The organism is Mariniflexile ostreae (assembly GCF_042427585.1).
Classification (GTDB): Bacteria; Bacteroidota; Bacteroidia; order Flavobacteriales; family Flavobacteriaceae; genus Pseudalgibacter; species Pseudalgibacter ostreae.
In genome coordinates, this window is the sequence record NZ_JBHMFC010000037.1 from 22,182 (window position 1) to 48,101 (window position 25,920).

The window sequence follows — 25,920 nt, forward strand, 5'->3', positions numbered from 1 at the left end:
TCATAACAAAGCTCATACCCAGGAACATAAATTAAAAACCACTTAGCCCCATCAATCATGATAAAGAGACCTTGGATATAATGGAACCCAGTTTAAAAGCACTTACTAAATCATTTATCCTTTTACATCCAAGGCATCCCGAAGTGCATTACCAATCAACATAAAGGCCATAACCAGACTCATAATACAAAATCCAGGTATAAGGGCTAAATAGGGTTTTCCTAAAATAATGTAATTGTAATGGTCCTTAATCATAGCACCCCAGCTGGCCATGGGGGGTTGCGCACCAATACCCAAAAAACTCAAACCACTTTCCACTAAAATAGCGGCGGCAAAATTAGCTGCCGAGATAACGATAACTGGCGCCATGATATTAGGCAAAATATGGTTAACAATAATTCTATAATGAGTATAGCCCAAAGCTCGGGCAGCGGTTACGTATTGCATTTCCTTTGCACTTATTATTTGCCCGCGCACCACTCTTGCTACCTCAACCCACATGGTAAGCCCCACAGCAAGAAACACTTGCCAAAAACCCTTACCCAAGGCCAAAGTAATAGCAATAACTAACAATAAGGTAGGAATAGACCAAGTAACATTAATAATCCACATAATAGCAACATCAATTTTACCTCCAAAATACCCTGCCATACTACCCATAAAAATTCCGATAACCAAAGAAATAAAAACCGCCACAAAACCAATAAAGAAAGAAATTCGGGCCCCAACCAACACCCGGCTCAATAAATCGCGGCCATATTTATCTGTACCAAAAAGAAATGTCTTTTCTTTTATATAGTTTGCAATGGGCACATTGTGAAACTGTGTTAAATCTATAGTTTTCACAACTCCCTCCAACCCATCTGAGGCATATTCTTTATAAATTAACTGATTGTTCTTTATGTGATAATCTGTTATAGGAATTTCGGAATCGCTATTTTTATCTCCAAAAAACAATTTATCAAAACGATTTTGCTGTATTTTAAAACCAGAAGGAACAGTAAGCATATTTACCGTAAAACCTGGAGCCTTAGAATGAATAGTCAAATGCATCTGATTGGCAAATTGCGAGTTGTCGGGTGCAAAAACATAGGCAAACACAGAAACAAATCCTATAAATACAATAAAGCATAAACTAAAAACGCCCCAAAAGTTTTTTTTAAACTTTTGAAGCGCTAATTGTTTTAATGAGCCTGTTAAATTACCCATTTATATATCTAATTTTTAATGGTTGCCAACTTTTTTACGTTGTAAGACACTTTCATATCAGCAAGTACGTTTAATGCCTCTTCCACATAAACATCTTTACTTAAGCTTTCATGCCAATACGCTCGTTTTTCTTTTAAATCTGTGGTATCCTGAGCAAACTTACTCTTCTCATAATTTAAAGAGTTAAAAGTTAAGTTTGTTTTATAATCTGAAATAAGGTCAAATTGCTTAGACTCCTCTTCACTTAAAGCCATTTCCGTTTTATAAGTATTGTAATTTAAACTTACAATAGTTTCATCGATTTTGGCTTTTACCCATTTTGCGTTTTCCTCTATCAACTTTAATTGAGCATTATTTTGCATACGCGCCTTACTCTTGTTTACTGTGCTAGTATAATCGAAATAATCTCCCCAAGTTTCATAAATAGCAGGCGTAATCTCATCCCAAGGCAATGGATTGTCTTTATCTTTTTCACCTACATTTATAAAACTGAATTTACCTGGTACAGTAACATCGCTTTTAACACCTTCCAGCTGTACAGATCCACCATTAATTCTGTAATATTTTTGAGTGGTTAAAGCTAAGGCACCTAAATCGCCATTGGTATTATTCCTTACTAAGTTGTTCAGGTTCAATACGTTTTGAACCGTTCCTTTACCATAGGTCTGTTCACTTCCAATCACGATGGCACGTTTATAATCTTGCATGGCAGCCGCCATAATTTCTGAAGCAGAAGCTGATAGTTCATTTACTAAAATAACCAAAGGCCCCTCCCAGGTAATAGACTTATCTCTATCTTTTAATATTTCTTTAGGCTCGCCTGTTGAACGCACTTGTACAATAGGCCCTTCTTTAATAAATAAACCTGCCATATCGACAACTGCAGGTAACGAACCACCACCATTGTTACGTAAATCCAATACCAGGCCTTCCATGCCTTCTGATTTTAAATTTTCAATCTCCCGTTTTACATCTACTGCAGCATTCAAATTTTTATAATCTTTAAAGTCCACATAAAAAGCTGGTAAATTAATAATTCCAAATTTCGTGTTGTTTTTTTCGACAATGGAAGCTTTAGCGTAGGTTTCTTCCAACTCCACGATATCACGTACTATCATAATATCCCGAATTGTACCGTCTACTTTTCTAACGGTTAAGGTTACTTTAGTTCCTTTAGGCCCTTTAATATATTTTATAGCATCATCTATACGCATGCCTACAATGCTTACGGGATGTTCCTCATGTTCTTGTTTCACTTTTAAAATAACATCTTCCACTTCCAATTCTTTGCCTCTCCAAGCAGGTCCACCAGAAATCAACTCCACTATCTTAATATAATCCATACGCTTTTGTAATCTAGCACCAATACCCTCCATCTTTCCAGACATACGCATATCAAAAGCCTCTTTACCACGTGGGGGCAAATAATAAGTATGAGGATCATAAGCCTCTACAATAGTGTTTACAAATTCTCCAAACCAATCTTCACGTGAAAGGTCATCGATACTATCATTAAAATAAATATCAATGGATTTTAAAGTGGCCGCCCGGGCTTCTTTTTCAATTACAGCTTCCGTTTTCATAACATAAGAAGCATCCTTTTTTTTCTTGTTTTCTTCTTCAGAAAAAATATCATCGTAATTGGTTAGGGTTGAAAACTTAAGTTGTTGTCTCCAACGTTCTTTCATTTCCTTTTTATTATTTACATAACCTATGTTTTCATAGTTTGTATCAAAAGTCTCATCTTTAGAGTAATCAAAAGGGGTTGCCAAGACCTCCTTATAAATAGCTTTAGCTTCAGAAATACGCTGAAGCATCCGCTCTTGAGTTACATTAAAAAACGTAATATCAAAAGACTTGAGCTGATCGTCCAATGCGGTTTTATGTTTTTCAAAGTCTTTGATATCTGATTTATAAAAATACCGTTTTACAGGGTCTAATTTTCCTAAGTAATTAGAAAAAAGCTGCTCTGAAAAAGCATCATCCATAGTAATAGGATCAAAATGCCCTTGTTGTAGCACATACGTGACTACTTGTACCAATAGCTTATCTTTATCGGGATCATTAAATGTTTTAGTCGTAAAACTACAGGATGCAAATGCTAGCAATAGCACCATTAGTAATACAATATGATTTCTTTTCATCATTCTTTTCATATTAAATCTATTATGGCTATTAAAATGAGTATCAATTAAAATTTAACGCATAATTTTCTACTAAAATAGAGAAAAAACCATGCCATTACATATCTATCAGGGCTAAATTTTTGTTAAAGCAAACAAATTGAACGTTTCATTACGAAATTATGTAATTTAGCGGGGTTTTAATAAAGAAATGTTATGACAAAGAGACCACTAATACTAGTGACCAACGATGATGGCATAAATGCCCCTGGGATTAGAACCTTAATAGCCGTGATGGATACCATAGGAGATGTGGTAGTGGTAGCTCCCGATAGCCCACAAAGCGGCATGGGCCACGCTATTACTTTAGATGCTACACTTTACGTGGAACGCTTAACGAAAAATGGAGTCAAGACGAATGAGTATAGTTGTTCTGGCACACCAGCAGATTGCGTTAAATTAGGCATTAAGGAAGTACTGGATAGACGACCGGATATTTGTGTTTCTGGTATTAACCACGGCTCCAACTCTTCTATAAACGTGATATATTCTGGCACCATGAGTGCCGCATTAGAAGCGGGTATTGAAGGAATTCCCTCTATTGGTTTTTCATTACTGGATTATTCTTGGAACGCTAACTTTGAAGCTTCAAAGAAGTATGTGAAGCTAATAACCGAAAATGTTTTAAAACACGGGTTAGCAGATGGTGTGGTGTTAAATGTAAACATCCCGAATGTTTCTGAAAAAGAGATTAAAGGCATTAAAGTTTGCCGTCAGGCTAAAGCCAATTGGGAGGAAAAATTCGACAAACGCGTAAGCCCACAGGGACGTGATTATTATTGGTTATCGGGAAAATTTGTAAATTTGGATCATGGTGAAGATACAGATGAATGGGCTTTAGCACATAATTACGTAGCCGTAGTACCTGTTCAGTTCGATTTAACGGCACATCATAGCATCCAAAATCTAAACACTTGGAATTTAAATGATTAAAAAAGATATTTTAACAGGAATGCTTATTGGCCTTATAGCCAACAGTATCGGTTTATTTCTTACGGCAAGCTTACTGGGGAACGGCGATGATTTTGTTACCGTAATTAAAGCGGCTTCTAACGAAGGGTTTTTAGGGAAATTAATTAGTTTAGGTGCTGTTTTAAATTTAATCGCCTTTTTTGTTTTTATTAAAAAAAGACAGGATTATCGCGCTAGAGGTGTGTTACTAATTACTATATTGGTAGCTCTTTTTACTTTTGTTTTTAAAATGTTCTAACTAAACATGCCAAACAAAAGACAGGTATTTTTTTAGATAAAACAGTAAGAGTATCACTAAATGACAAATCGATAAAAAAACGTCACCCCTAAAACAATAAAGCCTATGAAATACTACATCATATCTGGCGAAGCCTCAGGAGACCTACATGGCTCTAATCTTATGAAAGCATTGCAGGTACAGGATGCACATGCCGAGTTTAGGTTTTGGGGCGGCGATTTGATGCAAGCAGTTGGTGGTACCCTAGTAAAACATTATAAGGAACGGGCTTTTATGGGGTTTATTGAAGTGATCATGAACCTCTCTTCTATTTTTAAGGATATTACTTTTTGTAAAACCGATATCCAAACCTTTAAGCCTGATGTTATTATTTTTATTGATAATTCTGGGTTTAACCTTCGTATAGCAAAATGGGCAAGGCAACATCATTTTAGAACCCAGTATTACATTTCACCACAAGTCTGGGCCTCTAGAGCCAGTCGAGTAAAAGCCATAAAGCGTGATATTGATGCCATGTATGTAATTCTGCCTTTTGTAGAGTCATTTTACAAAAAACACCATTACAAAGTGCATTTCGTGGGACATCCGCTTATTGATGCCATTGCTAACAGAAAACAGGTGATTCCTGAAGTATTTCGAAAAAAATATTTTTTAAACAACACTCCTATTATTGCCTTGTTACCCGGTAGCAGAAAACAGGAAATTAAAACCATGCTATCTGTCATGTTGGATGTGGTTGATAACTTTCCCGAATACCAATTTGTTATTGCAGGGGCCCCTAGTCAAGATTACAGTTTTTACGAGTCTTTTATAAAACAACATAACGTTGCATTTATTCCTAATAAAACTTACGATTTACTTAGTGTTTCCACAGCTGCTTTAGTTACTTCTGGCACAGCTACTTTAGAAACAGCCCTATTTAAAGTCCCGCAGGTGGTTTGTTATAAAGGAAGTACTATTTCATATCAAATTGCAAAACGTATAATAACTTTAAAGTTTATATCGTTAGTAAATCTTATAATGGATAAAGAAGTCGTTACAGAACTTATCCAAAATAATTTTAACAAAAGAACATTAAAAAAAGAGTTAGAAGCCATCTTAAGCCCAAAAAGACGTGAAAAAATGTTTTTGGATTATTATGATTTAGAAAAAGCCCTAGGCGGAAGAGGCGCTAGTGAAAAAACCGCAAAATTAATCTATCAGTCCATTCAAAAATAATATACTTATGCAAAAATTTCTTGTCATTTTTTTTCTTTCTATATCACTAATATTAGCCAGTTGTAGTACTTCTAAAAAAACCACATATTCAAAAGTGATCATAGACAAAAGAACACATCGGGACATCCACGTACCTTCCATAGAGCATGGGACCAAGAGAAATGAGCTTAGAAACACAACTTTAAATCCCAATAGTATCCCTAAAATGAGCGATGCTAAGTACGATATTATTAATTATGCCAAACAATTTGAGGGTGTAAAATATAAGTGGGGCGGTACGACACCCGAGGGCATGGACTGCTCTGGTCTAGTTTTTGAATCGTTTAGAGCGCATGATATTTTTCTTCCCCGAATATCTAGAGACATGGCTAAACGAGGCGAAAAGATACTTTTAAAAGAAACGCTTAAAGGGGATTTGTTGTTTTTTAAAACCCAAAATAGAAGAAACGATATTAACCATGTAGGCTTAGTGGTTGCAATTGAAGACAACGCTATAAAATTCATCCATTCCACTACCCAAAGTGGGGTTATTATTTCTTCTTTAAATGAAGAATACTGGAAAAATGCTTTCACAGAAGTACGTAGAATCTTATAAGATTTTTTTATATCTTTCCATGGTATGCGGTTACTCCAGTTTACCATTGTAAAGCTTACTTTTTTTCTGATAGTAGGCATCCTTGCTGGGTATCTTTTAGATACCACAGTACCAGTAGCTATAGGGATTTCCCTTGGGGCTTTAAGTCTTCTATTGCTGTTTTTTTACATAGCCAAAAACCAATTTAATAAAACAATTTGGTTTGGCTTTGTCGCCTTTATTTGCATGGTAAGTATAGGGATTCTAACGGTTACACTACACAACAATAAAAACAATCCAAACCATTACACCCATCAAACCAATATTAAAGAAGCCTCCTTAAAAACCATCAGTTTTAGAGTTCGTGAAGTTTTAAAATCCAACCGCTATTTCGACAAATATATCATAGAGGTTTTGCAAGTGGACGGGGTTAAAACCACAGGAAAACTACTCTTGAATCTTAAAAACGACACGATACAAAACGTATTGAAAGTGGATGATTATTTTAAGTGTAAAACCACATTTGATGCTATACATCCCACTTTAAACCCAAATCAATTTGATTATAAGAACTACTTAAAACATCTCTACATATACCATCAATTAAGCTTAGAGCAGCATGCCTTATTTAAATTAGAAAACAAAACAAACACCTTACAAGGCATAGCAAATAATATTCGCACTCACATCCAGACGAAACTAAATGCCTATCCCTTTCAACCCGATGAATTAGCTATTATCAACGCCCTTTTATTGGGGCAACGAGAGGATATTAGCGACCAAATATATACCAACTACAAAAATGCAGGGGTATTACATATCTTGGCGCTCTCAGGATTGCACATCGGTATTATCTTATGGTTGTTAACTCTATTATTGAAACCTCTAGACCGTTTTAAACAAGGCTATCTTATAAAAACCTTAGTACTGGTAAGTTTATTATGGAGTTTTGCCATTATAGCAGGCTTATCCCCTTCTATTACTCGAGCCGTTACCATGTTTAGTATTGTGGCCATTGCCATGAATTTAAAACGTCCTACCAATATTTACAACACGCTAGCTATTTCTATTTTTATTTTACTTCTTTTTAAACCCCTATTTTTATTTGATGTGGGATTTCAGCTTAGCTATGCTGCCGTTTTCGCCATCGTAGGTATAGTGCCTTATTTTAATCGTTTATGGCGTCCTAAAAACAAATTGGTTAAACTCTATTGGGACACTTTTGCGGTTACCATGGCGGCTCAATTTGGAATCCTTCCTATTAGTTTGTATTATTTTCACCAATTTCCAAGCTTATTCTTTATTTCCAACCTTGTCGTTGTTCCTTTTTTAGGCCTTGTTTTGGCTTGTGGTCTTGGCGTTATTTTTCTAGCACTTATAGGACTTTTACCTGATATAATAGTAATCCTATATGGACAAGTTATAAGTATCATGAACACTTTTGTGGGATGGATATCACAACACGAGAGCTTTTTAATTAAAGACATCCCTTTTAATTTTCTATACGTATTAATGTTCTACTTGTTCAGTATTGCTTTAGTCCGTTATATCCAAAAACCGCATTACAAAAACTTAAAATGGTTTTTAATTGCTGTGTTATTTTCCCAGGCTAGCATGATTTTCACAAAACTCAAAACACCGAACAATACCTTTATTGTGTTTCACAAAAACAGATATAGTCTTTTAGCTGATGTTTCAAATCAAAGCATAAACGTTGCTACCGACATGCATGCTACCTCTGCACTAAAAAACAGTCCCATTACAGATTATGCGATTGCGAATTTTATAAATTGCGTTAAGGAAGACCCCTTGCAGTCGTTCTATATTTTAAAAGACAAGAAAATTTTGGTTGTAGACAGTCTAGGTGTTTACAACATAAGCACCTTCCAGCCAGATTATGTTCTTTTAAGACACGCTCCAAAAATAAATTTAAACCGGTTATTAGATTCTTTAAAACCTAAACAAATTATTGCCGATGGAAGCAATTACAAGTCCTATATCGAAAATTGGAAAACTATTTGCGAAAAAAGAAAACACCCTTTTCACGCTACTGGAGAAAAGGGTGCTTTTATAATTGAATACTAAGAAAAGACAACTAAAATGAGCGACAAGTGCTTTATAAGAAGATGTCTAAACTTAATCCTTGTAAACTAAATCTGTACTTTTAGCTTTTAAACTCAGGCTTAAAATTAGTGTAATAAGCATTAAACTGCTCCTGACTTGTAATGTTTTTATAATCGCCGTTTCTAAACATTTTTAAATACAATTCTAATTGTGTTGGAGTTTGATATCCTTTAAGCGGTGTAATCACTTCTGCTTTTTCATCAAAAAACACAATTGTTGGATAAGCATTTACCTGTAGATAACTTGCCAATTGATGTGCACTATTACGTCTATTGGCATTAGCGGGATTATAATTAGGATTTTTAAATGTCTTTCCTTGATAAGTTACAACTTCATTGCCTTCACCATCAAACTTTACAGCATAATAATGTTTATTCACATACTCCGCCACATCTTTATTTTGAAAGGTGTTCCTATCTAACATTTTACAAGGACCACACCAATTGGTATAAACGTCCATCATGATTTTTTTGGGAGCTTTTTTCTGAAGCGCTATGGCTTCATCAAGAGTTACCCAATTTATCTCTTGTGCGATACCATTAAATGTTGAGATTAGCGCAAATGCTGCTACAAATATAAATTTCTTCATTTGTTTTTTTTTAAAATCAAATAGTTTAGTTCCAAAATTCGTTCCGAACTTACAAAGAAGTGGACAAATTCAAAATCTTTAAGCCTTTTTTAACATTTTAAAGTCTACTTATCTTACGCCGTGCATGAGCTTTTTAAGAACCGGATTTAAAATCATAGATATAACACCTACAGCAATAGGGATTAGTGTGAATATTAAAAAGAAGGTGCCCATGGAGTACTGTTCAGAAATTTTATCAATCATGCCCCCCATCGTATTTGCTACTTTTTGACCAACAGCAATGGCCAAATACCATACTCCAAACATAAAACCGATCATTCTCGCTGGCACGAGCTTACTTAAGTAAGACAACCCTAATGGCGATAAACAAAGCTCGCCCATAGTATGAAATAAATAAGCCAGTATTAAAAAAATCATGCTTACCGATGCTGTTTTGGCACCTGAAGGTATGTCGGATGCACCATAAGCCAAAATCCCAAAACCTAAACCAAGCAAAACCAATCCAATAGCATATTTCATTGCAGCACTTGGGTTATATTTACTTTCCCACCATTTTGAAAAAAGAGGAGCAAGTGTGATAATAAAGAAAGAGTTTAATATTCCGAACCAAGTGGCATCAACTTTTAATTCATCCGAGAATGATTTGTCATAAATACGATAAATCACCAACGCCCATACCCCAATAAAAGCGAGAGCCAACATGATATTGGAAAGGCCTATTTTTCCAAACGTTTTTTTGAAAATCAAGAAAATAACATAGGTAATAATTATTAAGGGAATAGTAGTTAACAAGCCATCTACAATCTTAAAAATGGTTGCTGTACCTCCCACTAAATCCCTGTTGGTATAATCGCTCGCAAACAGCGTCATAGACCCCAGAGACTGCTCAAAAAAGGCAAAAAAGAAAACGGTAAACAAAGCAAAGACAGACACGGCCACCAAACGATCCCTAACAATAGGAATATAGCGAGAAATTCGCATGATTAGCAAAATTAAGAAAAGCGCCAAGGCAGTAAGAACCACAGCATTCGACCCACTCATTCCCATTATTTCAAAAGGTAGCATACTGCTCCCTCCAATCTTCTCTAAGGGGTCATTGAATAGGTATAAAAGCCCACCAACAGAAGATAACGCTATAAGTATTTTATCAAATGCTGTAAAAGGATTCAGTTTTGACGCTGCTTCCACTTCTTCTTTTATAACATCGGAATCCGTAACATCTTCGCCATCGTGCAAAACCACATCAATTTTCTTTGACGGCGCTGCACCTACCTTTCCAAAAATCTTATGTGCTAATAAAAATTGAAGCATTCCTAAAAACATAAAAATTCCAGCAAGACCGAAACCATATACCCATCCGTAATTTTCTGCTAAATAGCCACAAAGCATCATTCCAAAAAAGGCTCCTGCATTAACACCCATATAGAAAATAGTATATGCACCATCTTTTTTAGACTCCCTTGTTTTATACATTTCTGAAATGATAGAAGTGATATTAGGTTTAAAAAACCCCGTACCAATAACCAATAATGCTAAACCTAAATAAAAGGATGTTGTGGTTTCGAGAGCCATAGCTGCGTGACCAAGCGTCATAATAACACAGCCAATAACTACAGCAATACGGTAGCCGGTCCATTTATCGGCAATCCAACCTCCAATAATTGGCGTTAAATATAACAGTGAGGCATATGTACCAATTAATGATAGTGCGTGTTCACGAGGCCAATCCCAGCCAGGGTTGTCACTCACTAAAGGTGCGGTTAAAAATAAAATAAGAAGGATCCGCATGCCATAGAAAGAAAAACGCTCCCACATTTCTGTAAAAAAAAGGATAAACAATCCTACAGGGTGCCCAAGAACGGTATCTTTAAATAGGTTTTCAATATCAGTATTCATTTTTATTGGTATTTATTTTGGTTAGTTACTAGTAAGCATTAATTAATGCCGTGCATCATTTTCTTTAGTTTCGGATTCAATATCAACAAGATTACGGCTGCAATCATAGGTATTGCCGCAATGATCAAGAAAAAGATAGACATGGAGTACGTTTGAGAAATTTGATCAATATACGACCCTGTCATACCTGCTATAAAATTCGCTATGGCCGAAGCTGTAAACCAAAGTCCAAACAATAGTCCCGCTAATCGCTTAGGCGATAGTTTAGACACATACGACAACCCGACTGGAGATAAGCACAATTCTCCGGTAGTATGGAAAAAGTAAGCCAATATTAACCAAATCATACTAACAGAAGCCTCTTTAGCGCCTTGTGGTATACTGCTTGAACCCAGTGATAATACCAAGAATCCAACACCAACTAAAGCTAAGCCCATGGCAAATTTAACAGGACCAGAAGGATTCCATACCTTCTCCCACATTTTACTAAACGATGAAGCTAGTGTGATAATAAAAAATGAGTTTAGAATTTGAAACCAAGAGACCGTAACCTCCGTTTGCTCCAGACTAAATTCTCGATATACTTTCCAGCCTCCTAAAATCCAAATGATAACAAAGGAAGCTGCCGTAAAGACAATTGTTAAGGGATAGTCCTTATAAATTTTCTTTCCTAAACCGTAAAGGACCCAAGAAACGATTACAATTGGGAAAATAGTTAAAATAGCATCTACCCATTTAAAAATTATCCCTGCATTTCCTTCTAAAACTCTTTGGGTATAATTTTTAGCAAAAACAGTCATAGAGCCTCCTGCTTGCTCAAAAGCAAAAAAGAAGAATATACTCGCCACCATTAGCACGCCAACAACTATTAATCTATCTCGCACAATATGGGCAGGAGTTTCTACCTCTTCTGTTACATGTGCGATTTCGTCTATATCGGTTACGATTTGTTTCTTAGGCTTCTCTCCTATTACTCCAAAAATATTACGTCCGAAATAGAATTGTAACATTCCGAACAACATAAACACACCCGCCAATCCGAATCCATAATGCCATCCTACTTTTTCACCTATATAACCGCACAGTAGCATCCCTAAAAATGCCCCGGCATTAATGCCCATATAAAATATCGTATATCCCGCATCTTTTTTCGAGCTTGAATCGGGGTATAAATTTCCTACCATAGAAGATATATTGGGTTTAAACAATCCGTTCCCTAAAATCATAAACACCAAACCAACATAAAAGAAAGTAGGGCTAATCATTTCGAATGCCATAGAAGCATGGCCTATGGTCATGATTAAAGCTCCCAATAAAATAGCTTTTCTAAATCCTGTAAATTTATCAGCTATCATGCCTCCAATAAGTGGCGTTAAATAAACCAAACCCGTATACCAAGCATACAGTTGCATCGCATCGGCATTGGTCCATTCCCAACCTCCTTTACCTATTTCTGTGATTAAAAACACGGTTAATAGGGCGCGCATTCCATAATAGCTGAAACGTTCCCACATTTCTGTAAAAAACAATACGAACAAGCCTGCTGGATGCCCCATTACCATTCTATTATCAATCCCTTGTTTTTCAAGATGCGCAATTAACTCTGGATCACTTGCTTGGCTCATAATTTTATTTTTATTATAGATTTTTTTTAATAAAATTTGTCATTTTTTTATAAAGATGAAGTCTTGTGTTCCCTCCATAAATACCGTGATTTTTATCTGGATATATGCCCCAATCAAATTGTTTATCAGCTTGGATCAATGCTTCAACCATACGCATAGTATGCTGTACATGCACATTATCATCAGCAGAGCCATGAAGCAACAAGTAGTTTCCTTTTAATAATTCTGGATATTCAAGAGGCGAGTTATCATCATACCCTTTTGGGTTTTCTTGAGGTGTACGCATGTAGCGCTCTGTGTAAATGGTATCGTAAAAACGCCAGCTGGTTACCGGCGCTACTGCAATTGCCATTTTAAAAACATCATTGCCTTTTAATAAGCAATTGGTCGCCATGTGCCCCCCAAAACTCCAGCCCCAAATGCCAATAGCATCTGCATTTACATAAGATCTTTCCCCCAAAGCTTTGGCAGCAGCAATTTGATCAATGGTTTCATATTTAACCAGGTTCAAATAGGTCGCTTTTTTAAACTCAGCACCTTTATAGCCTGTACCCCTACCATCCACACAGGCCACAATATAACCTTGCTGTGCAAGATGCTGATACCAATAATCATTTGTATTGTTCCAACTATTGGAAACCGATTGTGATCCGGGTCCCGAATATTGTGTCATAAATAATGGATATTTCTTTGATGGGTCGAAATCTGCTGGTTTCATTATCCACATATTTAAATCGTGTCCATTTACATGAAGGGTTCCGAATTCTTTTTCAGATATTTGGTATTCCGATAGCCTTCTTAACAGGGCGTCATTACCACTAATTCTTTTAAGAACACTTCCTGTGGCAGCATTGTTCAAGGTGTACTCTGGTGGGGTTGTTGCGTTAGAAAAAGTATTTATAAAATATGCAAAATTAGAACTAAACTCGGCTTGATTCGTTCCGTCTTGTTTTGTTAATCTCGTTTTATGACGTCCATTTATTTTTATGGCATACACATCCCTATTTATGGAACCGTTTTCAACAGATTGATAAAAAATAGTTTGATTTTTTTCATCATATCCATAAAAATCGGTGACCTCCCACTTTCCTTTTGTTACTTGACGGATTAGTTTACCTTGCTTATCATAATGGTAAATGTGGTTATATCCATCTTTTTCACTCGTCCATATAAAACTATTATCCTTTAAAAACGTTAAATTATCTGTCACCTCCACATAAGCTTTATCCGTTTCAACAAGCGCAACATGCGATACATTTGTTTCTGTATTAACCAACCACAAGTCCAATATGTTTTGGTGCCTATTTATATACTGCGCACTCAAAATATGGGGGTCATGCGTCCATTTAATCCGTGGTATATAGTGATCCTGATATTTTTTGCCTACTTCAACTTCTGTAGTGTTTTCGGTTTCTAAATCATAGACATGAAGAGAGACCAAAGCATTCGCCTCACCAGCTTTCGGGTATTTAAAAACTTCCTGGGTTGGATAAAGTGTTTCTCCAAAAACATCCATAGAAAACTCTGGCACGAGAGTTTCATCAAATTTTATAAAGGCTATTTTATTACTCTCGGTATTCCAATCAAAAGCCCGTACAAAAGAAAACTCCTCCTCATAAACCCAGTCCGTCACTCCATTGATGATTTTGTTTTTCTCACCATCATATGTTACCTGGGTAATTATAGCTGTATTTAAATCTTTTATATACAGGTTATTTTCAAATACAAAAGCCACTTTATTTCCATCTGGAGAAAATGTGGGTTCCTGGATATCACGTTCAAAAATTAAGGATAACGATTTTTCTTTAACCTTATAAAGGTAATATTCACCCTTTTTAGAATGCCTGTAAATAGACTTTACATTGGTGGCCAAAATTAGCTTTTGCTCATCATCGCTAAAAGTATAATCTGAAAAATAAGACATATTCTTAAGATTTCTAGAACTTACAAGTGTCTCGGTTTTCTGCAGGGTTTTGTAATCATAAATATCTATGGATGTACTTCTAGAAATTCTATCAAAATTTAAAACAGAATACTGCTCGCCATTAGCCATAGAATGGAGCACATCTATACCTTCTGTTCTAAAAACACCATCCCAAATAGCTTCAAGAGTTATCGTTTTAGTTTGAGCAGTACCAATTGCTGTTAACAAAAAACAAATGCAAAAAGAGTATTTTAAACGATTCATTAAAGGAAATTTTAAACGCTACTACAAAAAAAATGTTTATTTATCGAAATGAAGCTAAGTTTAATAAAAATTATGCAAAAATCAATATTATTAACATTTAAAGACGTTGAAAACAACAAGAAACTACATATTCGTGACAAGAATAGTATCTTTGCCATTTTAAAATCCAAATTTATGAGTGTTTCCATTTCTGGTTTTTCCAAGTTATCAAAGTCTGAAAAAATGGACTGGTTAACCAAAACTTATTTTTCAAATTCGAAAAAGGCCTTACGGGTCTTAAGGCAGTATTGGAACCAAGATGATAAACTCCAGCAATTACATGATGAATTTATAGAAAACACCATTTCAAATTTCTATCTCCCTTTTGGTGTGGCCCCAAACTTTTTAATAAACGGAAAGATTCACACCATTCCCATGGCTATTGAGGAAAGCTCGGTAGTAGCAGCAGCCAGTAATGCTGCCAAATTTTGGTTAAAAAGGGGCGGTTTTAAAACCCAAGTCTTATCTACAACTAAAATCGGACAAGTTCATTTTATGTATCATGGATCAAGAAAAACATTGCAAAAGTTTTTTGATGTTGTGAAACCACAGTTACTTCAAGATGCTAAGCCCATTACCAAAAACATGGAGCAACGTGGCGGTGGTATTACGAGTATCGAACTACGAGACAAAACAGCAGATATCGCTGGATACTACCAACTCCATGCGGCCTTTGAAACCTTAGATGCTATGGGCGCCAATTTTATAAATTCTTGTTTAGAGCAGTTTGCCAAAACATTCCAAAAAGAAGCACAGCATTTTAGTGATTTTTCTGAAGCGGAAAAAAACATTCAAATTGTTATGAGCATTCTTTCCAATTACGTTCCAGATTGTTTGGTACGGGCCGAAGTAAGCTGTAAAGTAGAAGACTTAAATGACAATAAAAACATCTCTGGAGAAGAGTTTGCCGCGAAATTTATACAAGCCGTAAACATTGCCGAGGTAGAACCATACCGTGCCGTAACCCATAACAAAGGCATTATGAATGGTATTGATGCGGTTGTTTTAGCTACCGGAAATGATTTTAGAGCTATTGAAGCGGGTGTTCATGCTTTTGCTTCTAAAGAAGGCCGATACAGCAGCTTATCGCATGCCAAAGTAGAAGACGGTGTTTTTACATTTTGGATGGAAATCCCATTAGCCCTTGGTACTGTTGGTGGATTAACAGGTTTACATCCTTTAGTGAAACTGGCTTTAAAACTACTACAGCAGCCTACAGCCAAAGAATTAATGCAAATTGTTGCTGTTGCTGGTTTGGCTCAAAACTTTGCGGCATTGCGTTCCCTTACTACTACAGGCATTCAAGAAGGGCACATGAAAATGCATTTAATGAATATCTTAAATCAATTTGAAGCAACTAATGAAGAAAAACAGCTCTTAACTGCACACTTTAAAACCCATACGGTTTCACACAATGCGGTAGGAGATGCTATTAAAAAATTACGAGTCATGAGTAACGGTAACGATTAAGGGGTTTAACCCTAATCTTAAAATAGCCCCCTCATCAAATTTAAAAAACAAAAACGGAATTAGAATCCCATAAACACAAGCATTGAAACATTTCTATAGCAACGGAAAATTACTGATTACAGGCGAATATGTTGTTCTGGATGGGGCTAAGGCTTTAGCGCTTCCCACTACGTTCGGACAATCTTTAACCATTGAGAGTATTCCAGAATCCAAACTGATATGGAAAAGCTTAGATGAAAAGGGGCTGGTTTGGTTTGAAAATATATTTGGTCTTGATTTAAAGACGCTGTTACAGGCCTCTAATCCTTCCCAACAACATGGGAACCAGGATATCTCTAAAAGACTTGTTCAAATTCTCCATGCCGTACATAAGTTGAATCCTGATATATTAAATTCTGATAAAGGATTTAAGATAACCACGCAATTGGATTTTCCCAGACACTGGGGCTTAGGCACTTCTTCAACTTTAATAAACAATGTGGCCCAATGGACAAATACAGATGCTTTTACGCTTTTAAAAACAACTTTTGGAGGCAGTGGGTACGACATTGCCTGCGCACAAACAAACCACCCTATTTTGTACGCCCTACACAAAGGGAAACCCCATATAAAAGAAGTTGCTTTTAATCCAACATTCCAATCACAGTTGTATTTTATTTATTTAGATAAAAAACAAAATAGCCGTGATGGCATTGCTCATTATAAAGAACAAAAGGGCTCATTAACATCTGAGATTTCTGAAATTAATGATATTACCTCTAAAATAATAGCGTGCAAAACCCTAAAAACCTTTGGAACTCTTATTAGTGCCCATGAAACCATTATTGCTAAGGTGACGAAACAAAACCCGGTTAAATCCTTATTGTTTCCAGATTTTAATGGCAGTATAAAGAGTCTTGGAGCTTGGGGCGGTGATTTCATTTTAGCCGCATCAGAAGAAAACCCTATCCCCTACTTTAAAGAAAGAGGGTTTCATACTGTACTTCCTTATAGTGATATGATTTTATAAGCATATAAAACTTAAGCGCTTTTCTTACCCCTATCCCACATCCTCTTTTTTTAAAAACCAGACCATATTAAACAAAAAAGCCCCGAATAAACGGAGCTTTTTAATACACTACTATTTAATATAACACTATTGAACTTGTGATCTAGCTCTATTGTCCTCAATCTCTGCAGCTTCTTTTAAAGCGTTATAAAGTTTAGAATTAACCACATTTACTTTTTGTGATTCCACTCTATTTGCAAAGGCTTGATAATTATCTAAAGTAGGAGCTGGCACTACTTTTGTTACTTTTACCATGTAAACACCATTGTTACCCTCAACCAGTTTTGAGGTTTCACCTGCTTTTAAAGCAAAGGCCGTTCCTATAACCATAGGTTCTCTACCCGCTCCAGAAAGCGTAGGGTTTTTCATATTTACAGCAGAAGCCGATTTTACAGAAGTATTTTCAGCTTTTGCTAAATCTTCAAGCGTAGTAGCAGATACTCGGTCTCTAATAATTTTTGCTTTCTTAGCTTTTCTTATAGCTGGTATGGCAGTGGCCTTAGCCTCTTCCACAGCCATTAATCCAGCTTCATGCTTTGCTACTAATTGAACAATAGCATACCCTCCAGATACATTAAAACGTTTTACATCACCTACTTTAGTACCATCTTCAAAAGCCCAACGTACTACAGGTCTTTGGTTACCTATGCCAGGTATATTTTCATCTAAAATTTTTATCCCATTAACAGGGCGTGCCGTCTGGTTGCTTTCTTTTAGAACCTCATCAAAATCTTTCTTATGGATATTGATTTCAAAATTAGAAGCATCTCTAAATACTTTTGAAATGGTTTCTTCTGAAGGCTCTGCTTTTCTAGCCAGTGTTGCAACCTTAATAGCCCTTTGTGCATTTTTTTGTTCTTGGATATCGATAACGTGATATCCGAAAATAGTTTCTACCACACCTACATCTCCAGTTTTCCCTTGAAATGTAAAGTCATTGAATTCAGGAACCATTTGTCCGGCCGTAAAATAGCCTAAATCACCACCATTTGCTGCACTTCCTGTATCTGCAGAAAGATCTTTAGCGGCCTCTGCAAATTTACTTTTATTAGACCTAAACAATGTAACAAGACTATCCGCCACATGTTTAGCAGCGTCTTTAGTCATGGTTGTTCCCTCTGTAGCAGATCGAGATCCAATAAAAGGAATTAAGATATGTCTTGCTTTTACAGAGTCTGGCTGTGTTGTAACGGCAATCACTTTCGATATTTTAAAATAATCATTATCTTTATAAGGCCCATACATACCACCTACATTCAAATTAAAAATACTATCGGCAGCAACACTTGGTAAGTTTGACTTAAACACAAATCTATCATCAAATTTAAGATCTGAGTTTGAATTTACAAAAGCACCAGCATCTTTGGTGTTTCTAAAGCCAACAATCTCTTCATTAGCATTAAGCGCTTTATTGTACTCTTCTCTATCGTTCAATAATGTGGTAAGTGATTTTTTTATAGCTGCTTCATCTTCAACAGTCACCGTTTCATTAAATTCCACATATCTAATATCTCTAGAGGCATCTACTTTATATTGTTTCTTATTTTCAGAAACATATTTTTTAACATCTGCATTAGACACTTTTACAGTACTGTCTGCTATAGAAGTGTAAGGAATTTGAACATATTCAAGGTCTACCTTATTGCTTTCCAAATTATATTCTAAAGTACCTTCTGCCAAGGTTCCTGTTAGTCCAGCTTTAACCATATTATAATAGTTTTGCTGTAAGGCATTCGCTGCCAATGATTTTTCATAGTCAATCCAACTAGCATATGCGGCAGGAGATGTTTCTTTTAAATTGATGATGTATTCATTCAATTTATTTTCATCAAACAGACCAGCTTCATTCATAAACTCAGGACTAGAAGCCAATGCTGTTTTTAAAAGGTCGCGCATTTGGTCTTTTTCAACAGTAATACCCAGTTTTTCAAATTGAGTTTCCATAATAGCTTGACGTACTTCTTGATCCCACACTCGATTCATCACTTGTGTAGAGGTAGCATTTTGTCCAGATTGTTTTTGTGCTATTTCTACTTTTTGCAAAAAATCGTCACGTGTAATATCCTTACCGTTTATCGTGGCAACAATATTTTGTGATTTTGCTGTTAAGGCATCTCCATTTCTGAATAAATCTGCCAAAACAAAAGAGAATAACGCTAATGCTATGATTAAGATCAAAAAAAGTGAACGTTGCCTAATTTTATTTAAAACTGCCATCTGTTATTTTAATTTTTTAAAACTTTAATATCTGTTTGTTGGTCTATTCACGATGTGAAAATAATGTCCGCGAAAATACCATTTTCAATTTAATAATAAAAGGGTTATTTTGTATTTGTTTGAAGGAATCTTATATGTTGTTGTCCAGTAAAGTGCAGAAGTGTTTAACAGTCGGGTATTCTTACTAAAATATTGATAATTATTGTGTTATTACTTTAGCTATCAAAAATCGTAATACTCCAATAGGACTAAATACGGTGTTTTAACTCGTATTGTAAGTTTATAGATTAATCCTCATCTAAAATTTTTAATTCCACTAAATTAATTTTGGTGTTTGTAGCTTCTAAAATGGTAAACTGGAAATTATTAATAAGAACCACTTCGTCTGGAGAAGGGATCTGCTCTGTTGTATTTACAATTAAGCCCCCAAGCGTTCCATAATTTTCACTTTCTGGCAAGTTAAGCTTATAGGTTTCATTAATATAATCGACATCCAATCGTCCAGAAAATTTAAATAAATTTTCATCTAATTGCTCTTCCACCAGCACAACCGTATCGTGTTCGTCTTCAATTTCTCCAAAGAGTTCCTCCACGATATCTTCCACAGTCATAATACCCGATGTACCGCCATATTCATCTAATACCACTGCAATACTTTTTCGTTTTTTTATAAGCACACTAAGCACATCATTAATAAGTACTGTTTCTGGAACGTATTCCACTGGCAAGATTATAGATTCGATATTTTTAGGCTTCTTAAAAAGTTCAAAGGAGTGCACATACCCTAAAATATCGTCAATGGTATCTTTATAAACTAGAATTTTAGTGCAACCAGACTCTGTAAAAAGTGCATTTAAGTTTTTGATGCTATCATGCTTTTCAACCGCAATAATTTCCGTTCTGGGCACCATAACATCACGTGCTTTTACCTCTGAAAACTCTAGCGCATTCTGGAAAATCTGGATTTCTGTATCTACATCGTCGTCTGCTTCTACAGATTCCATTTGTTCACTAATATAGTGCCCAAGTTCCACCTTAGTAAATGCCATTTGTATTTGATCTCCTTCGGTTTTAAAAAATCGTCTTAAAACCGTATCTGAAATCCATATTATAAAATCTGAAACAAAAGAAAACAGCACGTAAAACACATAGGCAGGAATGGCCAATAGTTTAAGTAATCGATTGGAATAAATTTGAAAAAACACTTTTGGCAGAAACTCTGCAGTAATAAGAATTACTAGTGTTGAAATAATCGTTTGGGTTAACAGACTTAGATCGGTTAGCATATAATTGATAACCGATGAAGATGTTGGCAACACATTCTGGAACGCATCTACCAATAAGTCGCCCATAAAAAACCCGTAAACCACTAATGCTATATTGTTGCCAATAAGCATAGTAGCAATAAACTTTGAGGGTCGTGTTGTTAATTTTGAAAGTACTTTTGCCAAAACCCCTTCTTGCATTTTCTCAATCTCGATATGGATTTTATTAGAAGACACATAAGCAATCTCCATACCCGAGAAAAAGGCTGAAAGCAGTAATGAAACGACTATAATAATAACATAAAAACTCATTTATTTAGAGCCTTCTTTATTGTCAAATTTCTTATTGAATTTCCCCCTAAAAAAGAACATAAAAATAGCCGTAGCCCCTAATAACAAAGATGGGTAAGGTATTATTCCTGTTTGTGCCCATTTTGAAATGGCATCATAGAAGAACAAGACTGCAAAAATCAAATACGCGTATTGAAAATATTTTTGGAATTTCATAGGATAATCTTTAATCTACAAAGATAATTAAAATTACGATGATTGCTTATCTCTCTTTATCTTAATAAGAAAGGCAATTGTTATTCATCAAGCGTAATAATGCCATTGATTTCTAACACTTCAGCTTTTTCAAATTTCGCATCAGAATCAAAACCGTTTCCGTTGATTTTATCGAGACCCGTTCTAAAAGTTACTGGTCTATTGGTAAATACCCATTGTTTGCTTTGATCAAAAAAAAGCTGTTCTGCAAACAACGTGTCTTTTGTGTCTGTAGCCAAAATCACGTGACCTTGTAAATCTATAAGGTTTGTTTTATTATATATCATTGCATAATCGGCAATAATTGTGGCTGTTTTTTTTCCTTTTTCAAACAATTCTAGATTGATCCCTTCGGGAAATTCATTAAAAGCAAAAGCCCTATTCGAATAGTCCAGCATTTTCGGACTAATAAGAATGGCTTCTACCCTACCTGAATCTATTTGTTTAAGGTTTAAATTTTCGGCCACTCCTATAGGTTCATTTTCTGAAATCCCCATTTTTTGGACATCACTAAGCCTGTTATCGCATGAAAAAAACATAGTCACCGCAATTAGGGTGACTATGTAAACTGTTTTATGTTTTAAAATAATATTCATTTAGATACTAGGCACTGTAACACTCGCACCAATCCAACATCCTATTTTTATAACTTCACCACTATTTCCTTTACTAAAAATATCGGCTTTAGAAGGTGCTTTAGATGAATAGTTTTCTGCTGTATTAGCGGCATCCCTACTTAAGGTAGGATCTACTCTCGACGCTTTTCTAGCTTCTTCTGCAGCTAACCAGAATACGGCACGCTTATTAAAAGCATCATCACCACAGCTATTTGCACTTGAAGCATACATACCCGCAATAGATAAATGAGGACGTCCATTTGAAGGGTTATATTTTAAAGCCTCTCTAAAGTAGTTTCTTGCTGCAGAGAAGTTCCCCGCAGATTTTAATTTCAAACCAATTCTATTTGTAAGTTTCGATTTTTTGAAATCATCTGTTTCTAAGTCAATTGCTTGTTTGTAAAAGGCAATAGCTTCTCTTGATTTTCCTTCCTTATCCTTTAAAATTCCTAAATAGTAAGCCGAATTTGCAGACGGGCTTAAATCGTGATAAGCATTAACTAATTTAAAGAATAAAGGATCGTCTGTACATTCTTTTTCAGACATTTTAGCCGCTGCACGTTGTAACCAAACGGCATTGGTTTTATTGTTTTCAAAGTCTTTAACGTACAATGGTATTAAGTTCGTACAATTAGCGCGGTCTCCTAGTTTTTGGTCGATACCACTGGAAATTTGGTCGTAAGCCTTCAAATAGCTTTCGTAATAAGGCTTATACTTATCCTCTGTTTTTGTTAAAGCGGTTCCTGCGGCTTCTTTTTCTATAATAACATTCAAGTTTTCAGAATAATTTTCTACTTCTTCTTCTACCTTCTCAACAACGTCATCATACTTATCAAACAATTCTGCATCTGTTTTTTTACCAGCATCAAACAAATCTACCATTAAAGAAAAATAGGTATATAAGCTTTTTGGATTCGTAAAAGTAGCTCTATCGGCCTTAAACGCATCATCAAAACATTTGAACAATTCTTCATTGGTCATGTTCATTTCCGCTTTATTGTCATACATCAATTGACATCCTTTTGCCAAATATTCGCCTTTTGCGGTTTTGTCGGGAAAGTGAGTAGCTCTTTCATCCCACAATGTTATTAAATCTTTTATTGCTGCCGCTTTATCTGCACCTGTTGCTTTTTCAATTTTATCATTTAATATTTTTTCTCCATCGGAATAAATGGCAATATTAAAATTAGGACAGTCGCGTCGTACTTCACTCCACGGCTCGAAAGCTGCCTCAAAATTTTTCCCCTTTACATACTCATGAAATATGGAAAGTTTTGTCATACACTCTTCTTGTTGAGCAAAACTGACGTTTATTGCCAGAAAAAATAAAGTTAATAAGGTGATTCTTGTTTTCATGATAATCATTTTAGTCTGTTGTTAGTCATATTTCCTTTTACCAAACCATTTGTCATTCAATGACAAACTTAATTGCAAATTAATAAAATTCTCTTGTATTAAATTACTGTTTGTAGTACCGCGTTTTCCTATTTCAAAACCAAGGTTTGCATTGGAAAACATATCGCCTACTGGTAAGCCTACTCCAAAAGATATGCCAAACTCTTTTATAGGCTCACTATTTATATTTAACCCTGTATCTTCAAAATACATCCCAGCCCTATAAACCACACGCTTTAAGTAGCTATTAAAAGAATTGTATTGTGGGATATAAAACCCTCCTAAAGAGATGGTAGAGGCGTCTTTAAAAGTAGCACCATTACTATAGCTCAATATCGCATTTTCTAAATTACTCGTATTTTGAAAGAGATATTCGGTTCCTATAAACCATTTTCTTGGCTGCCCTATACCCGCACCAAAAGAAACTTTGGATGGTAGAATAAGATTGGTATCTTTTAAACCTAGTGCCTCTAAATCTGTATCGATATTCCCTATAACAGACTCTTGACCTGTACTTGAGTTTCGAATGATGGTAGATAATGATCGAGTGTTTTCAGCAGACAATCTACTTTCTATAGAATAGGTAAGTCCAGAAACCAGTTCTAACTTATCAGTAATCATTCTTTTATATGAGAGGCCTAAGTTAAAATTCAAACCGCTTAAATCTGTACGGTTCTTTTCTCTGGTTTGGTATTGCAGCGGTATCCCGTCGTCGTCGTAAAGCGTTTCACTAAAACTGCTTTTTATACTTCCAAAATTATATTGCGCATCGATCCCCACACTCAAGCCTTCAGAGATTTGATATCCTAATCCTAGAAAAACCTTATTTAAACCGCCCTCTCCACTATATCTATTTGCAGCATTTCCAGCACTATCGGCTCCTTCCAACTTATACCCAACAGAAGTATAGGGCATAATGCCAAAGCCAAATCCAAATTTCCCCATAGGAATTGAAAGCGCCACATAATCAAAAGTGGTTGTTGAAGCGTTGCTGCTGGCATTATCTGTTTTCAGATCTGAACTAGAATAACTACCCCCTACAGAAAATTTCACCGGTCGGCTTTCATTGTTAAAATAAGCTAAATTAGGAGTGGCGTATGATGCCGGGTTTCGTAAATTGACATGGATACTATCTGTATAGATACTTAACCCACCCATACTCCTGTTTTCCACAGTACCTCTAAACTTAGAACTTCCAAGTCCATAAAAGGAATAAGGTGAAGCAGTGCCTTCTTGGGCATATCCTTGAATTGCAAAAAGTGCAATAAAAACCAATACGATTTTTTTTATCATTCGTGAGAATTAAATTGTAAAATAGTGTTCAATCCCTCTAAAAGAAAATTAGAGTTCGCAAATATGCTACTTTTTAATTGTTTAGACAAGAAATTAGCATCTCCTCCTGTTAAAATAACTGTTAAATCCGAATATTTTTGTTTATAGGTCTCGATCACGCCGTCTATTTCTTTTAAAATACCAATAACCACTCCCGCATGAATAGCAGAATCTGTAGAGTTTCCTATAATGGAATTCGGTATTTCCTGTTCTAGTAACGGCAAATTTGCTGTAAAATTATGCAATGCTTTGTAGCGCAATTGTATTCCTGGGGAAATAGCGCCGCCTAGATATTCGTTAGTATTCGTAACAAAATCATAGGTGACACATGTTCCAGCATCGATAACAAGGCTATTGGTATGAGGAAACTGGTATACGGATGCACTTACCAGCGCTATCCTATCCATACCTAAGGTATGGGGCGTGCTATATTTATTAATAAAGGGCAAAGGAGTTTCTCTATTTAACACCAAAACCTGCACTTTTTTCTCTAAGTCGGAAATAGTGTTTTCGTCCATTTTAGCTACCGATGCTATAATGGCTTTTTTAATTAGCGGATAGGTTTGCAACAACACATCCACTTCTTCTGAAAAATATTCTAATTCAGTGATTTCCTTGTGCTTAAGCTTATTTTGACTAAAAACAGCAAGTTTCACGAAGGAATTCCCAATATCTATTACTAAGTTCATTCAAGTATTAAAAGCGGTAAAACTACAAAAACATCAGATATATTCATCTTTATTTTTATCATAATGCTAACATAATAAGCTAACTAACAAAAAGGCAAAAAATAAATGTAAATATTTTTCATTTTTTATTTTGACAAAAGAGAAAAATGAATATCTTTGCAATCGCTTTGGCAAGGTATATTCGCTTACTCTGATTGTTATTAGAAAAACAAGTAAATATTAAAATTGTCATTTAGCAGGTACCTTAGCTCAGTTGGTAGAGCAAAGGACTGAAAATCCTTGTGTCCCTGGTTCGATTCCTGGAGGTACCACGAAAAAATCCCGAAACTTAATAGTTTACGGGATTTTTTTTATAATTTAAATTAGAAATAGAAGGGGGATCGGATCAAGTCATAAAGTTGTGGGATTTTAAGATTATGCATAAATTGTTGTAAGTCTATATAGGAAGAACTCTACGTTTCTAACCCCTCTGAACTGCGCTCTAAA

At 35.4% G+C, this 25,920-nt stretch carries 20 protein-coding genes and 1 tRNA gene; 8 read left to right on the forward strand and 13 right to left on the reverse strand.

Annotated features, from left to right (window positions below; translation table 11 throughout):
• Positions 1-114 precede the first annotated feature (114 nt).
• Complete coding sequence (locus ACFFU9_RS09475) at positions 115-1,209, reverse strand: ABC transporter permease (RefSeq protein WP_379861188.1); 1,095 nt, start codon at positions 1,207-1,209, stop codon at positions 115-117.
• Positions 1,210-1,217: 8 nt separating this feature from the next.
• Positions 1,218-3,353 carry a carboxy terminal-processing peptidase gene (locus ACFFU9_RS09480; protein ID WP_379861207.1) on the reverse strand — a complete coding sequence of 712 codons (2,136 nt, stop codon included), beginning with the start codon at positions 3,351-3,353 and terminating at the stop codon, positions 1,218-1,220.
• 195 nt (positions 3,354-3,548) lie between these two features.
• Between ACFFU9_RS09480 and surE the strand changes: the two genes are divergently transcribed.
• The 5 genes from surE (at position 3,549) to ACFFU9_RS09505 (ending at position 8,479) form a co-directional block, all read left to right on the forward strand.
• Positions 3,549-4,325 (forward strand): 5'/3'-nucleotidase SurE, encoded by a 777-nt coding sequence (gene surE / locus ACFFU9_RS09485; RefSeq protein WP_379861189.1) that lies wholly within the window; start codon positions 3,549-3,551, stop codon positions 4,323-4,325.
• Entirely contained in the window at positions 4,318-4,602 is a 285-nt protein-coding gene (locus ACFFU9_RS09490) for a hypothetical protein (protein WP_379861190.1), read from the forward strand. Before surE ends, ACFFU9_RS09490 begins: the two co-directional genes overlap by 8 nt.
• Before the next feature lie 105 nt (positions 4,603-4,707).
• Positions 4,708-5,820, forward strand: a complete 1,113-nt coding sequence (lpxB, locus tag ACFFU9_RS09495; RefSeq protein WP_379861191.1) for a lipid-A-disaccharide synthase — start codon at positions 4,708-4,710, stop codon at positions 5,818-5,820.
• 7 nt (positions 5,821-5,827) lie between these two features.
• A complete protein-coding gene (locus ACFFU9_RS09500; RefSeq protein WP_379861192.1) occupies positions 5,828-6,415 on the forward strand; it encodes a C40 family peptidase in 588 nt (195 codons plus the stop codon).
• A 24-nt stretch (positions 6,416-6,439) separates the two neighbouring features.
• Positions 6,440-8,479, forward strand: a complete 2,040-nt coding sequence (locus ACFFU9_RS09505; RefSeq protein WP_379861193.1) for a ComEC/Rec2 family competence protein — start codon at positions 6,440-6,442, stop codon at positions 8,477-8,479.
• Between the two features lie 79 nt (positions 8,480-8,558).
• Here ACFFU9_RS09505 and ACFFU9_RS09510 read toward each other — a convergent pair whose 3' ends face one another.
• From ACFFU9_RS09510 to ACFFU9_RS09525, 4 genes are all read right to left on the reverse strand, one after another.
• Positions 8,559-9,107, reverse strand: a complete 549-nt coding sequence (locus tag ACFFU9_RS09510) for a thioredoxin family protein (RefSeq protein WP_379861194.1) — start codon at positions 9,105-9,107, stop codon at positions 8,559-8,561.
• 108 nt (positions 9,108-9,215) lie between these two features.
• The gene (locus tag ACFFU9_RS09515) at positions 9,216-11,003 is read right to left on the reverse strand and encodes a peptide MFS transporter (protein WP_379861195.1); all 1,788 of its coding nucleotides are present in this window, start codon (positions 11,001-11,003) and stop codon (positions 9,216-9,218) included.
• A gap of 38 nt (positions 11,004-11,041) precedes the next feature.
• Entirely contained in the window at positions 11,042-12,628 is a 1,587-nt protein-coding gene (locus tag ACFFU9_RS09520; RefSeq protein ID WP_379861196.1) for a peptide MFS transporter, read from the reverse strand.
• Positions 12,629-12,641: 13 nt separating this feature from the next.
• Complete coding sequence (locus ACFFU9_RS09525) at positions 12,642-14,816, reverse strand: S9 family peptidase (RefSeq protein ID WP_379861197.1); 2,175 nt, start codon at positions 14,814-14,816, stop codon at positions 12,642-12,644.
• A gap of 174 nt (positions 14,817-14,990) precedes the next feature.
• Here ACFFU9_RS09525 and ACFFU9_RS09530 point away from each other — a divergent pair, with 174 nt between their 5' ends.
• Positions 14,991-16,325: a hydroxymethylglutaryl-CoA reductase, degradative gene (locus ACFFU9_RS09530; RefSeq protein WP_379861208.1), complete on the forward strand. Its 1,335-nt coding sequence runs from the start codon at positions 14,991-14,993 to the stop codon at positions 16,323-16,325.
• Between the two features lie 82 nt (positions 16,326-16,407).
• On the forward strand, positions 16,408-17,334 hold the full coding sequence (locus ACFFU9_RS09535) for a GYDIA family GHMP kinase (protein ID WP_379861198.1): 927 nt from the start codon (positions 16,408-16,410) through the stop codon (positions 17,332-17,334).
• Between the two features lie 126 nt (positions 17,335-17,460).
• Here the strand turns inward: ACFFU9_RS09535 and ACFFU9_RS09540 are convergent, their stop codons facing one another.
• From ACFFU9_RS09540 to ACFFU9_RS09570, 7 genes are all read right to left on the reverse strand, one after another.
• Positions 17,461-19,590, reverse strand: a complete 2,130-nt coding sequence (locus ACFFU9_RS09540) for a peptidylprolyl isomerase (RefSeq protein ID WP_379861199.1) — start codon at positions 19,588-19,590, stop codon at positions 17,461-17,463.
• A gap of 287 nt (positions 19,591-19,877) precedes the next feature.
• A complete protein-coding gene (locus ACFFU9_RS09545) occupies positions 19,878-21,167 on the reverse strand; it encodes a hemolysin family protein (RefSeq protein WP_379861200.1) in 1,290 nt (429 codons plus the stop codon).
• Complete coding sequence (locus ACFFU9_RS09550; protein WP_379861201.1) at positions 21,168-21,362, reverse strand: hypothetical protein; 195 nt, start codon at positions 21,360-21,362, stop codon at positions 21,168-21,170.
• Between the two features lie 80 nt (positions 21,363-21,442).
• A complete protein-coding gene (gene lptC, locus ACFFU9_RS09555) occupies positions 21,443-21,997 on the reverse strand; it encodes an LPS export ABC transporter periplasmic protein LptC (protein ID WP_379861202.1) in 555 nt (184 codons plus the stop codon).
• The gene (locus tag ACFFU9_RS09560; RefSeq protein ID WP_379861203.1) at positions 21,998-23,374 is read right to left on the reverse strand and encodes a hypothetical protein; all 1,377 of its coding nucleotides are present in this window, start codon (positions 23,372-23,374) and stop codon (positions 21,998-22,000) included.
• A 21-nt stretch (positions 23,375-23,395) separates the two neighbouring features.
• Complete coding sequence (bamG, locus tag ACFFU9_RS09565; RefSeq protein ID WP_379861204.1) at positions 23,396-24,706, reverse strand: BamG family beta-barrel-assembly machinery protein; 1,311 nt, start codon at positions 24,704-24,706, stop codon at positions 23,396-23,398.
• Positions 24,703-25,434, reverse strand: coding sequence for a type III pantothenate kinase (locus ACFFU9_RS09570; RefSeq protein WP_379861205.1), 732 nt, complete (start codon positions 25,432-25,434; stop codon positions 24,703-24,705). Before ACFFU9_RS09570 ends, bamG begins: the two co-directional genes overlap by 4 nt.
• A gap of 238 nt (positions 25,435-25,672) precedes the next feature.
• Here ACFFU9_RS09570 and ACFFU9_RS09575 point away from each other — a divergent pair.
• Positions 25,673-25,745: transfer RNA gene (locus ACFFU9_RS09575), tRNA-Phe, on the forward strand.
• Positions 25,746-25,920: the final 175 nt, after the last annotated feature.